Raw genomic sequence first — 12,087 nt, forward strand, 5'->3', positions numbered from 1 at the left:
GCGGTCGCACTTTCTATCGCTCTTATTGGTTGTGCGTCATCACCAACAGGAAATGCTATCTGGGCATCCAGCGATACTGTCATGGTTGAAAAAGAAGCGGTGCGTTTAGAGTCGACGCTTTGGATTGATATGATGCCCAAAGTAGGGGAAACGTCGGCGCTGTTAAAAGAGCAAAATCTCTATGGGGCGCTCTATCTGCGTACCGATAAGCAGCTGCCTGCTGGGATGGACGTGAGTAAAGTCGTACTTAAGCAGGACGACATGGTATGGGAATTTGAAGGTGATGATTTTGAGTTGAGAACTCAATCAGAAAGTCAATGGGAAGTGGCGTTCAACTGGCAGCTTGAAGTCAACATCACCAAGCCTATCGATGTGGCGGTGCAGCTAACCGATAGTGGCCGCGAAATCTGGGTAGTCAACGGTGAAGTGCCAGTGGATACCGTGTATTAAGCTTTGCTTGTGAATAGTCAGAGAAAAACAAAAAGGGACGCGAATGCGTCCCTTTTCCATATTCAATAATCGATGGTCGATTACTCTTCTAGATCACCACAGAAGCGGTAACCTTCACCGTGAATCGTAGCGATGATTTCTGGTGTACCAGATACTGATTCAAAGTGCTTACGAATACGACGAATAGTTACGTCTACAGTGCGGTCATGTGGCTTAAGCTCACGACCAGTCATCTTCTTAAGAAGGTCGGCACGAGTTTGGATCTTGCCTGGGTTCTCACAGAAGTGCAGCAGTGCACGGAACTCAGAGCGTGGCAGCTTATAGCTGTCGCCGCTTGGGCTAACGAGTGAACGGCTGTTGATATCTAGAACCCAACCATTGAACTCGTATTTTTCAACGCTGCGTTTTTCTTCTGTCGCTGCGCCGCTGCTCATAGAGCGAGTCAGTAGGTTGCGTGCACGGATAGTCAGTTCACGTGGGTTAAATGGTTTAGTGATGTAATCATCAGCACCAATCTCTAGGCCAAGGATTTTATCAACTTCGTTGTCACGACCAGTTAGGAACATAAGAGCAACGTTAGCTTGCTCACGTAGTTCACGTGCTAGCAGTAGACCATTCTTACCAGGAAGGTTGATATCCATGATAACTAGGTTTACAGAGTTTTCTGACATCACCTGGTGCATTTCCTGACCGTCGCTGGCCTCGAATACAGCGTATCCTTCTGCTTCAAAAATGCTTTTTAGGGTGTTACGGGTTACTTGCTCATCTTCAACAATAAGAATCTGCGGGCTTTGCATCGGCGGTACCTAAATTAAACTTGTGAAAATTCTGTCTGTAGTAGAATAAATTCTAGGCAAAAAGTTAACATATAGGTAATGTTTCTTGGAGCTTTTACTCACCATCACTGAAACAGTTACGTTTTACGTCGCCATCCATGATGTTGCCAAAAAACGAGAAATCCCTGTAATCTCTTATTATTCTGCTAGGTCATTGAGGCGAATTCTATAATGTTAACAGCATGCTAACAATGGTCAAATGTTAATTCCATGCAGTTTGTTGATTTAAATCAATAGGCGCTTTGTAACAAATATTAATAGTATTGGGCAGAGGCTAAATTTTAGATAGTATGAGTATCGATGCACAACTTTGGAGTGCTTATTCAAGCATTGTGATGCGGTTTCTCACTGAGTGGGAATGCGAGAGCTACGCTGTTATAACGGCTTTTAACCCACGAAGCCGTAAGCTGAGTGATGAAGAAAACTGCATAAAAAACCGAGAGCTAGAACGAAATTTAGCAGATTTTCATCATGTAAGTGTAAACGTTGGTGACCCCAGCTTTGAGTGGGTGGAAGCGAGTTTTGCAGTGGACATCTCGTTTTCACAAGCGTGTGAGTTAGCGCAAAAATATGAGCAAAATGCCATCTACTGGGTCGAAAATGGTGTACTGTTTCTGGTCTCCTGTGATGAAGACCAGACGAAAAAAAATTTAGGCTTGCTGAGTCAGTACGTGCGTCAATGACCGTTTGGCTGGGCAAGTGAAAAGGGATTTTACTTTAATGCTCTCTAAAGGTGCGGCTATTTTTGCGTCTATTGAGCTATTATCACGGAGGAAACATGAGAGATATCACACCTGATATTTGTGACCAACACGAAGACAAAGTGATGCTGCTGAACATACCACTGCAAAACTTTGGTCAACGCGCTGCCTTTTGGGGCGAGATTGTCACGGTACGTTGTTACCACGACAATTCCATGGTGCGAGAAGTGTTAGGCCACGATGGAAAAGGGAAAGTACTCTTTGTTGATGGGAATGGCTCATGTGCGAAAGCGCTTTTGGGCGACCAGTTGGCGATCATGGCCATTGAGAATGGCTGGGAAGGCGTCATTGTTAATGGTGCCATTCGCGATGTTGCCGCAATGTCGGAGATGGATCTTGGGGTGAAAGCACTCGCAGCGTGTCCATTTAAGACGGAAAAGCGCGGAGCTGGGCAAATCAATGTCACACTGACCATGAACAATCAAATTGTTCAGCCTGGTCACTATGTGTATTCAGATTGGAATGGCGTGCTAATCAGTAAAGAAGCACTGGAATTTTAGTTTGTGAGCGATAACAGCAGTATCTAGATACTCAACTAAAAACGGAAACCTAGGCCGACTTCGACCCCTTGCTGAACCTTTTCAAAGTCAAAGGTGGCGTGAACGTCTAGGTTTTCTGTTAGCCTCATTCGGCTGGAAATCTCGGCCGCCATCGCACCTTGTGTTTCATTATTCTCTTCGTACTGATACCCGCGTAGCGTACTCTTCACAGAGATACGATCAGACACTTGATAGTTCACGCCACTTAAAAAACCACGATCATTGGTGATGTCTGAATTGTTGAGACGGGCACCAATGTAAACATCTAGAGAATCAAACACGGCATAAGAGTACCCACTATCAACGTTCCAAACATCAAATGAGTCTGCACCGCCGGATTTACTGCCGGAAGACAAGAAAAAGCTGTGGGGTGACTGGTTATGCTGAGAGGGAAGCGCTGGAAGCTCAACAGAGAGTGCAGAGGCGCTGAACAACAAACCACTAAAAAACAATAACGCTGAGGCGTATAAAGACACTGCTCTCATGGCACCACTCCTTGGTTATAGTTTTTATAGTTTATTGATTTCTAATTAAAGCACAGAATCTAAGCAAAAAGTTGTAAAACTATATAGCATTTAGTTATGTCTAAAGATCTCAAGTGCATATAAATGCAATAGTGGCTATTTTCATGGTTTTAAGAAAAAATCACATGATAAGCAACAAAAGCACAAATTTTGATTGACTAATCGCCAACAAATGCGGTACACGTATGGGTAAGCACATAACAGAATCTGAAGCACGACCTATTATGTTTAATCACCAGCACGTAGTAATGACCACCATTATTATTACCGACATTATCGTTGGGGCAGGCTGGTAGACGAAAGAAATTCAAAAACAAGGCCTGTATCACCGAGATACGGGCCTTTTTTTTACCTGTTTTGAGTATTTCGGGAGGAAAGGATGCGAGTACTAAAATTTGGAGGCTCATCGTTAGCCGATGCGGACCGTTTTTTAAGAGCGGCGGACATCATCGCCAACAATGCCCAGCAAGAAGACTTAGCCGTGGTGCTATCAGCACCAGGTAAAACGACCAACAAACTAGTAGCAGTCATTGAAACTGCACTCAAGAACAGTGAAGTTGAACTGCAAATCTCTGAACTAGAGACGTCATTCAATGAGTTGTTCTCCAACATTAAGAAAGTCCTCCCGAATATCGACAGCACAGATTTTGACAATCAAGTCAAAACATCGCTGTTCCAGCTTCACCAGTTCGTCCATGGCATTCGCCTTCTTGGCACTTGTCCAGATCATGTTAATGCTCGCATCATCTCTAAAGGTGAGCGCATTTCTATCCAGTTGATGAAAGCGGTGCTTATCGCGAAAGGCCAAGCGGCGGATCTTATCGACCCTGTGAAATACCTGTTTGCCAACGGCGACCACCTAGAAGCCATGGTTGACGTTGAAGTGTCGACTCAAAACTTCCGAGCGAATCCGCTTGCTGAGGGTGTTGTACACATCATGCCAGGTTTCACTGCAGGCAATGCTAAAGGTGAGTTAGTGACTCTAGGTCGTAATGGCTCGGACTACTCAGCAGCGGTACTAGCCGCATGCTTGCGTGCTGATTGCTGTGAAATCTGGACCGATGTCGATGGTGTTTACAACTGTGACCCTCGACTGGTTGACGATGCGCGCCTTCTTAAATCGCTTAGCTATCAAGAAGCGATGGAGCTCTCTTACTTCGGTGCTTCGGTACTTCACCCGAAAACTATTGCCCCAATTGCTCAGTTCCATATCCCTTGTCTTATCAAGAACTCCTTTAACCCACAGGGTGCGGGTACTTTGATCGGCCAAGACACTGGCGAAGACAACTTGCCAATTAAAGGTATCACCACGCTTTCTAACCTCATCATGGTTAACGTATCTGGCCCTGGTATGAAAGGCATGGTAGGTATGGCAAGCCGCGTATTTGGTGCGATGTCATCAGCGGGTGTGTCGATTGTTCTTATTACTCAATCTTCATCAGAGTACAGCATCAGCTTCTGTATTGAAGAGGAAGACAAGCTAGAAGCTGAGCGTGCGCTCAGTGAAGCATTCGAACTTGAGTTGAAAAACGGTCTACTTGAGCCAGTAGAGTTTATGGATGATGTTGCGATTGTGACGCTTGTGGGTGACGGTATGCGCACTTCTCGTGGCGTCGCATCTCAGTTCTTCTCATCACTTGCTGAAGTAAACGTCAACATTGTGGCTATCGCTCAGGGCTCATCAGAGCGCGCGATTTCAGCGGTTATTCCAGAAGATAAGATTTCTGAAGCCATCAAAGCTTGTCACGAAAACCTATTCAATTCTAAGCACTTCTTAGATGTGTTTGTTGTTGGTGTTGGCGGCGTAGGTGGTGAGTTGGTGGATCAAATCCAAAGACAGCAAGCGAAGCTGGCCGAGAAAGGCATCATCATTCGTGTTTGCGGTCTGGCAAACAGCAAAGGTGTATTACTTGATGGTAATGGTTTGCCGCTTGAGCAGTGGCGTGATCGCATGGGTGATGTCAGTGAAAAATTCACCGTCTCTAGCCTAGCTGCACTTGTTCAACGTAATCACATCATTAACCCTGTATTAGTGGACTGTACATCAAGCGAAGATATCGCTAACCAGTATGCTGAGTTCTTAGCTGCAGGTTTCCACGTAGTAACGCCAAACAAGAAAGCGAACACAGCAAGCATGTCATACTACCATCAGCTTCGCGATGTGGCTCGCAGCTCTCGCCGTAAGTTGATGTATGAAACGACAGTGGGTGCAGGTCTGCCAGTTATCGAAAACTTACAGAACCTGATTGCCGCTGGTGACGAACTTGAGAAGTTCAACGGCATCCTGTCTGGCTCTCTATCATTCATCTTCGGTAAGTTGGATGAAGGACTAACACTAAGTCAAGCAACCAATGTTGCGAAAGATAAAGGCTTTACTGAGCCAGACCCACGTGACGATCTCTCGGGTATGGACGTGGCACGTAAGCTACTTATTTTGGCACGTGAAGCGGGTATGGCACTCGAGCTTGAAGATGTAGAAGTTGACCAAGCTCTGCCACCAGGCTTTGATGATTCTGGTTCTATCGATGAGTTCATGGCTCGATTACCAGAAGCTGATGCTTACTTTAGTGAGTTGGTAGAAAACGCAGCTAAAGAAGGCAAAGTATTGCGTTACGTTGGCGAGATCGCTGACGGTAAGTGCCGAGTTCGTATTGCAGCTGTCGATGAAAACGATCCGATGTTTAAGATCAAAGATGGCGAGAACGCACTGGCCTTCTACAGCCGTTACTATCAGCCAATTCCATTGGTTCTTCGCGGCTACGGTGCAGGTACAGAAGTCACGGCCGCGGGCGTGTTCTCTGATGTGATGCGTACGTTAGGCTGGAAACTAGGAGTATAAGATGAGTGATAGCGTTGTCGTTTATGCGCCTGCCTCGATTGGCAATGTGAGCGTTGGCTTTGATGTGTTGGGCGCGGCGGTATCACCTGTTGATGGTACCTTGCTTGGCGATTGTGTTGAGGTGAGACCGGGCGATAAGCCGTTCGATCTTGCGGCCAAAGGCAGTTTTGTTGATAAGCTGCCAAGCGATCCAAAAGAGAACATCGTTTACGATTGTTGGAAGGTTTATGCCCGTGAACTAGACAAAAAAGGTGTGGCACTCAAGCCTGTGTACATGACGCTTGAGAAGAACATGCCGATTGGTTCTGGACTAGGTTCAAGCGCCTGTTCTATTGTTGCTGCGCTCGACGCTTTGAACCAGTTCCACGGTAATCCACTGAATGAAACTGAGCTTCTCGCACTAATGGGCGAGATGGAAGGTCAAATTTCTGGTGGCATCCATTATGACAATGTGGCACCTTGCTACCTAGGTGGCGTGCAGTTGATGCTGGAAGAGTTAGGTATCATCAGCCAAGAAGTCCCCTGTTTCGATGAGTGGTACTGGGTTATGGCTTATCCAGGCATCAAGGTGTCAACTGCAGAAGCGCGTGAGATCCTACCATCTCAGTATCGCAGACAAGATATCATTGCCCATGGTCGCCACTTAGCTGGTTTTATCCATGCTTGTCACTCGAATCAACCTGAGTTGGCAGCGAAGATGATCAAAGATGTCATCGCCGAACCTTATCGCGCTAAACTGCTTCCAGGGTTTAGCAAAGCTCGTGAATACGCTGCGACCGCGGGCGCACTAGCAACAGGAATTTCAGGCAGCGGCCCGACGCTATTTAGCATCTGCAAAGATAAAGATGTCGCGGACAGAGTGGCTCGCTGGCTAGAAGAGAATTACGTACAAAATAACGAAGGATTCGTCCATGTTTGTCGTCTCGACAAGCAAGGCTCGAAGGTAACAGGAAGTAAGCTATGAAGCTGTACAACATCAAAGAGAACGACGAGCAAGTCTCGTTTGGCCAAGCCGTTCGCCAAGGCTTAGGTCGTAACCAAGGTCTATTTTTCCCATCTGAACTGCCAAAGTTCGATGATGTAGACGCACTTTTGGCAGAAGACTTTGTCACGCGTAGTGCAAAAATCTTGTCTGCGCTGATCGGTGATGAGCTTCCAGCAGAAAAAGTGAATGAGTTGGTCGACAATGCATTCCAGTTCCCAGCTCCTATCAATCAAGTAAAAGACGGCGTATACGCGCTTGAGCTTTTCCACGTCCCAACATTAGCGTTTAAAGACTTCGGTGGTCGCTTTATGGCTCAGTCTCTGGCTGCAGTCTCTGATGGTGGAAAGATCACTATCCTAACAGCGACATCCGGCGATACGGGTGCGGCAGTTGCTCATGCGTTTTACGGCATGGAAGACATCAATGTTGTTATCCTTTATCCAAAAGGTAAGATCAGCCCGCTGCAGGAAAAGCTATTCTGCACACTAGGTAAAAACATCCATACTGTAGCGATAGACGGCGACTTCGATGCCTGTCAGGCGTTGGTTAAGCAAGCCTTTGACGATGCAGCATTGCGTGAAGAGATCGGCCTTAACTCGGCGAACTCAATCAACATCAGCCGTCTGATGGCGCAAATTTGTTACTACTTCGAAGCGGCATCTCAGATGTCTAAACAACAGCGTGAGAACCTAGTGGTGTCGGTACCAAGTGGTAACTTTGGTAACTTAACGGCAGGTCTATTGGCGAAAGCACTAGGTCTTCCTATCAAACGCTTCATTGCGGCAACCAATGCCAACGATACCGTTCCTCGTTACCTAGAAACGGGCGAGTGGGATCCTAAGCCAACGGTTGCGACAACTTCAAATGCAATGGACGTAAGCCAGCCAAACAACTGGCCACGTATCGAAGAGCTATGCCAAATCAAAGGTTGGGGTCTAGATACGTTAGGTAAAGGCATGGTGACGGATGAGCAAAGTGCTGAGTCAGTGCGTGATCTCAATGCTCATGGCTACCTGTGTGAGCCACACGGCGCGATTGCTTACCGCCTGCTCGACGAGCAACTGCAAGAAGGCGAAACCGGCCTGTTCTTGTGTACTGCGCACCCAGCCAAGTTTAAAGAAGTGGTGGATGATATCCTCGAGTCAGACATCGACCTTCCAGGACCTCTAGCGAAACACGCAGTGATGGAGCTGTTATCTGAAGATCTTGATAACGACTTTGATGCACTGAAAGCCGTATTACGCCGAGTTCAGTAATCAGATTTGTTGGTATCAATGCCCGAGCCTATGCAGCTTGGGCATTTTTTATCTTCAGTAAATGATAAAGAGCGGATAAACCGAATTGAAATCATTGACCTCAGGTTAGGTTGAGGTTTTATGCTTGTGGCCAATCAGCTTAATACCAAACAACAGGAACCCCCATGACACCAAACCAGTTGCAGCAGTACTTAGATAAATTGGATATCACGCTCTGTGGCGTAGATAGCGGTGTGGTGAGAAATACGTTTTTAGCCAGCAATGCCGATTTGAGCAAGCTGCAAAAAGCTCAACACCGCACGATCCCTTTTGAAAACTTTGATGTGTTTGCTGGTGACAGTATCAGTCTCGAATCTGAGGTGAGATTTGAAAAACTTGTCACGCACTCTCGCGGTGGCTACTGCTTTGAGGTCAATGCACTGTTTTTAGAAGTGCTTAAGACTTTAGGTTATCACGTTCAGCCTAAGCTTGCTCGCGTACACCTCTCTGGCACGCCATCGGGACGAAGCCATCAAGTGACGCTGGTGACGGTTAGTGAAGAGCAATGGGTTGTCGATGTCGGCTTTGGTTCGAATACGCCACGTGCGCCCATCAAGCTGGTGGCCAATGTTGAGCAACAGGCTGATTTCCAAGTGTTTCGGTTTATTGAGCTAGAGGACTTTGGCTACCTTTTACAGCGTAGAGTTGAAGAAGGGTGGCTGGATCTGTATAGCTTAGATTTAGCGTTTGCTGCAAAGGGCGACATCGAGCACGCCAATCACTATACATCGACTAGCCCCAATGCGGTGTTTACCCAGTCTATTACGGCGGCACTTGCTACTGCTGAGGGTAATGTGACGCTACTTGATACCACACTTCGTCATCGTCAGGGGGAGCAAGAAACTAAAGTGAGTGAGCTTGATAAACACGGTTATTTTGACGTTGTGGAGCGGGAGTTTGGGATAGTGGTACCTGAAGAAAAGCGAGCACTCATCTTAGCTCGGCTGTATTCATAAGCTGGTCACTGGGAGTGTGCTTTGGTGAGAATCTGTCTTTAAGAGCTGACTGAAGTTAAAAAGGCAAAGGGACACAATGCCCCTTGGTCTTTGATTGTGATTTCGTTGGGATCTTTCCAATTAGCTACTAAGTGTTTTTCGAAGCCCGATACGGCTGTGGCCTTTTGGAAAATCATCAAAGCGTGTGAATTCCACAAATCCCAGTTTTTGATAAAACACTGGCGCTTGCCAGCTTTGAGTCCACAACCAAAGCCCAGATAACTTGCTTATAATGGCATATTGCTCTGCGTGTTTCATCAGCTTACTGCCCATTCCTGTTCCTCGGCAGCGGTCATCGACCCAAAGTTCATCGATATACATCCAGTCCCAAAGAAGGTCTGCGGTCAATGCAGCAATTAGCTCACCATTGTTATCGCGAACTGTCCAATTGACATGCTGCTTGTCATAGTTTGGCGCTACCTGCATTTGACTATGAGACTCAAGACCTGCAGTAAGCTTACGTTGTGATTTGTCATCCAGGCGACCTTGGGTGAATTCGATATTAGGCATTGTGCACCTCTACTGCTTTATACGGGGGTTGGAAGATAGTGACCGCAAATAGTACTAGAGTTGATAGGCTTTTCCTATGAGTGTGAAAAAGCCCTCAACAGATGTTGAGGGCTTTAGAGTGTTCAGCTCAAATTTTGAGTTCAGTAGAACTTAGCGTTGAGGGATAACTTACGCCGTCTCTGTTTCACCGGTCGGTTTCTCTTCATCTGCCAGGTCAATATCACCTTTGCCTTTTGATTTCTTAATCACGTAGCCCGCGATAGAAAGTGAAGACACGATACCTAGGATGGTTGATAGCTGCATTGGCAGACCGAAGCCTAGTGTCGCGTTGTTCAGGATGAAGGTGATCACTACCGTTGTCATGAATACCGCTGGTACTGTGGTTACCCAGTGAAGCTTGTTGTGACGCAGCAGGTAAGCCGACGCAGTCCAAAGCATCATCACTGCTGTGGTTTGGTTTGCAAAACCGAAGTAGCGCCAGATAACACCGAAGTCTACTTGAGTTAGGATGCCACCGATAATGAACAGTGGGATAGCCATCATCAGGCGGTTACGCAGTGTCTTCTGCTCCATGTTGAAGTATTCAGCAAGGATAAGACGGCTTGAACGGAACGCTGTGTCACCAGAAGTAATCGGTAGGATAACCACACCTAGGAAGGCAAGCACACCACCAAACACACCCAGTAGACCGAATGACGCGCTGTAAACCACGTTACCAGGACCACCGTTCTTCACTGCTTCTGCAAGAGAATCGATAGAGCCGAAGAAAGATAGAGCCAGTGCACACCAGATTAGCGCGATAACACCTTCACCAATCATTGCACCGTAGAATACGAAGCGACCGTTCTTTTCATTTTCCATACAGCGAGCCATCAGCGGAGACTGGGTTGCGTGGAAGCCCGAGATAGCGCCACAAGCGATGGTGATGAATAGTGCAGGCCAAAGTGGCAGGTCATTCGGGTTCATGTTGGTAAACATGTCACTGATTTCAAAGCCGCCCATGATTTGGTGCTCGCTTGACAGTGCAACCGCCGTGATAAGGCCAACAGACATGAAGATAAGCAGCGCGCCGAACAGTGGGTAGAAACGGCCGATGATTTTATCTACAGGAACAATTGTCGCGATGATGTAGTACGCGAAAATAATCACTACCATAGTGGTCATGCTCATCGACATGTCCATTTGGTCGTTCACTAGGTTAGTAATCATGCCAGCTGGAGCTGAAACGAAAACCACACCAACCAGCAGTAATAGGACGATGGCAAAAATGTTCATAAAGTGTTTGGCGCCATTGCCTAAGTAACGACCGGTTATGGTAGGTACAGATGCACCGCCATTGCGAACAGACAGCATACCTGAGAAGTAATCGTGAACCGCACCTGCGAAGATACAGCCGATAACAATCCAAAGCATTGCTGCAGGACCATATAGAGCACCCATGATTGGGCCGAAGATAGGGCCGACACCTGCGATGTTCAGTAGTTGAACCAAGTAAACTTTCTTGGTTGACATTGGAACGTAATCCACACCGTCAGCTTTCGTATGAGCGGGGGTTTGACGTTTTTCGTTAATACCAAAGACCTTCTCAATGAAAGCCCCGTAGATAAAGTAGCCGCCAATCAAGGCTGCAACACAAGTTAAAAACCACAACATAACTGTTATCCCTAGTTTGTGATGACATTAATTTCTGGTAACTATTATAAAAATGATGAATTAACTCCACATTGGCTTATTCGGTCAGTGGCGAAATAGCTGATTAAGTGGTCAATAGCTAAGTTAAGTGGTTTTGCTGATAACTAAGCGGTCGAATTTATCGGCTGAGTGGCAGAATAAAAGCGTGAAGCGGGTCACTTTCGCTGTTTGAGAGTGGCAAAACTGCGTGAGAACTGGCATTGTTACCGGCAGACATTTATCGATCATAAAGGGAAATCATGAGAGCGCTAATCATCGTTGCGACCAGCTTGCTGGCATTCGGTTGTGCTAAAGGTGTGGACGATCTTGCCCAAGAAGGAAGCTGGGATCAGATCGGCTATCAAGATGGCGTGAGAGGTCAGCTATCTCGCAGTTATTCAGATTTGAATAAGCTCGGTGAAGCGGTGCATACTGAGTATGATGCGGGTTATCAGCGCGGTGTTATCGAATTTTGTGATGCCGACTTTGCATACCAAATTGGTTTGTCAGGACAGTACTATACGGGGGCGTGTGAAGGTCTGCCTGAAGCGCAGCGTTTTCGAATGGAATGGCAACGAGGCTGGACGGATTACTCTCAGCAAAGTGGCTTTTAATAGCGCCGATCGATCGCAGTAAAAAGGGTTAGCTTAGTGCTAACCCTTTTCGTTTTTATGAGCTTTAA

12 protein-coding genes are annotated in these 12,087 nt (G+C 46.6%); 8 read left to right on the top strand and 4 right to left on the bottom strand.

Going from position 1 to position 12,087, the window contains the following annotated elements:
- The first annotated feature begins 81 nt into the window (after positions 1–81).
- A complete protein-coding gene (locus tag PG915_RS03430) occupies positions 82–450 on the top strand; it encodes a hypothetical protein (protein WP_353497879.1) in 369 nt (122 codons plus the stop codon).
- 80 nt (positions 451–530) lie between these two features.
- On the opposite strand, the gene arcA is transcribed toward PG915_RS03430, so the two are convergent.
- Positions 531–1,247: a two-component system response regulator ArcA gene (arcA, locus tag PG915_RS03435; protein WP_112459845.1), complete on the bottom strand. Its 717-nt coding sequence runs from the start codon at positions 1,245–1,247 to the stop codon at positions 531–533.
- 329 nt (positions 1,248–1,576) lie between these two features.
- On the opposite strand from arcA, the gene PG915_RS03440 reads away from it, so the two are divergent.
- Positions 1,577–1,969 (top strand): DUF3293 domain-containing protein, encoded by a 393-nt coding sequence (locus PG915_RS03440; RefSeq protein ID WP_353497880.1) that lies wholly within the window; start codon positions 1,577–1,579, stop codon positions 1,967–1,969.
- A gap of 95 nt (positions 1,970–2,064) precedes the next feature.
- Complete coding sequence (locus PG915_RS03445; protein ID WP_353497881.1) at positions 2,065–2,547, top strand: putative 4-hydroxy-4-methyl-2-oxoglutarate aldolase; 483 nt, start codon at positions 2,065–2,067, stop codon at positions 2,545–2,547.
- A 35-nt stretch (positions 2,548–2,582) separates the two neighbouring features.
- On the opposite strand, the gene PG915_RS03450 is transcribed toward PG915_RS03445, so the two are convergent.
- Entirely contained in the window at positions 2,583–3,071 is a 489-nt protein-coding gene (locus PG915_RS03450) for a ribonuclease regulator (RefSeq protein WP_353497882.1), read from the bottom strand.
- A 418-nt stretch (positions 3,072–3,489) separates the two neighbouring features.
- Between PG915_RS03450 and thrA the strand changes: the two genes are divergently transcribed.
- The 4 genes from thrA (at position 3,490) to PG915_RS03470 (ending at position 9,185) form a co-directional block, all read left to right on the top strand.
- On the top strand, positions 3,490–5,949 hold the full coding sequence (gene thrA / locus PG915_RS03455; protein ID WP_353497883.1) for a bifunctional aspartate kinase/homoserine dehydrogenase I: 2,460 nt from the start codon (positions 3,490–3,492) through the stop codon (positions 5,947–5,949).
- A 1-nt stretch (position 5,950) separates the two neighbouring features.
- A complete protein-coding gene (thrB, locus tag PG915_RS03460) occupies positions 5,951–6,913 on the top strand; it encodes a homoserine kinase (protein ID WP_353497884.1) in 963 nt (320 codons plus the stop codon).
- Positions 6,910–8,190, top strand: a complete 1,281-nt coding sequence (thrC, locus tag PG915_RS03465; protein WP_353497885.1) for a threonine synthase — start codon at positions 6,910–6,912, stop codon at positions 8,188–8,190. Before thrB ends, thrC begins: the two co-directional genes overlap by 4 nt.
- Before the next feature lie 164 nt (positions 8,191–8,354).
- Complete coding sequence (locus tag PG915_RS03470) at positions 8,355–9,185, top strand: arylamine N-acetyltransferase family protein (protein ID WP_353497886.1); 831 nt, start codon at positions 8,355–8,357, stop codon at positions 9,183–9,185.
- A 120-nt stretch (positions 9,186–9,305) separates the two neighbouring features.
- Here the strand turns inward: PG915_RS03470 and PG915_RS03475 are convergent, their stop codons facing one another.
- Positions 9,306–9,734 carry a GNAT family N-acetyltransferase gene (locus PG915_RS03475; protein WP_353497887.1) on the bottom strand — a complete coding sequence of 143 codons (429 nt, stop codon included), beginning with the start codon at positions 9,732–9,734 and terminating at the stop codon, positions 9,306–9,308.
- 168 nt (positions 9,735–9,902) lie between these two features.
- Positions 9,903–11,387, bottom strand: a complete 1,485-nt coding sequence (locus PG915_RS03480) for a carbon starvation protein A (RefSeq protein WP_353497888.1) — start codon at positions 11,385–11,387, stop codon at positions 9,903–9,905.
- Positions 11,388–11,665: 278 nt separating this feature from the next.
- Here PG915_RS03480 and PG915_RS03485 point away from each other — a divergent pair, with 278 nt between their 5' ends.
- Positions 11,666–12,019, top strand: coding sequence for a DUF2799 domain-containing protein (locus tag PG915_RS03485; RefSeq protein WP_353497889.1), 354 nt, complete (start codon positions 11,666–11,668; stop codon positions 12,017–12,019).
- Positions 12,020–12,087 lie beyond the last annotated feature (68 nt).

This window comes from Vibrio sp. CB1-14, assembly GCF_040412085.2.
GTDB lineage: Bacteria > Pseudomonadota > Gammaproteobacteria > Enterobacterales > Vibrionaceae > Vibrio > Vibrio chaetopteri.

Bases quoted from the DNA above. Each gene is read 5' to 3' on its own strand.
- PG915_RS03430 (WP_353497879.1), top strand. From the start codon at position 82: ATGGTTGAAAAAGAAGCGGTGCGTTTAGAGTCGACGCTTTGGATTGAT.
- arcA (WP_112459845.1), bottom strand. From the start codon at position 1,247: ATGCAAAGCCCGCAGATTCTTATTGTTGAAGATGAGCAAGTAACCCGT.
- PG915_RS03440 (WP_353497880.1), top strand. From the start codon at position 1,577: ATGAGTATCGATGCACAACTTTGGAGTGCTTATTCAAGCATTGTGATG.
- PG915_RS03445 (WP_353497881.1), top strand. From the start codon at position 2,065: ATGAGAGATATCACACCTGATATTTGTGACCAACACGAAGACAAAGTG.
- PG915_RS03450 (WP_353497882.1), bottom strand. From the start codon at position 3,071: ATGAGAGCAGTGTCTTTATACGCCTCAGCGTTATTGTTTTTTAGTGGT.
- thrA (WP_353497883.1), top strand. From the start codon at position 3,490: ATGCGAGTACTAAAATTTGGAGGCTCATCGTTAGCCGATGCGGACCGT.
- thrB (WP_353497884.1), top strand. From the start codon at position 5,951: ATGAGTGATAGCGTTGTCGTTTATGCGCCTGCCTCGATTGGCAATGTG.
- thrC (WP_353497885.1), top strand. From the start codon at position 6,910: ATGAAGCTGTACAACATCAAAGAGAACGACGAGCAAGTCTCGTTTGGC.
- PG915_RS03470 (WP_353497886.1), top strand. From the start codon at position 8,355: ATGACACCAAACCAGTTGCAGCAGTACTTAGATAAATTGGATATCACG.
- PG915_RS03475 (WP_353497887.1), bottom strand. From the start codon at position 9,734: ATGCCTAATATCGAATTCACCCAAGGTCGCCTGGATGACAAATCACAA.
- PG915_RS03480 (WP_353497888.1), bottom strand. From the start codon at position 11,387: ATGTTGTGGTTTTTAACTTGTGTTGCAGCCTTGATTGGCGGCTACTTT.
- PG915_RS03485 (WP_353497889.1), top strand. From the start codon at position 11,666: ATGAGAGCGCTAATCATCGTTGCGACCAGCTTGCTGGCATTCGGTTGT.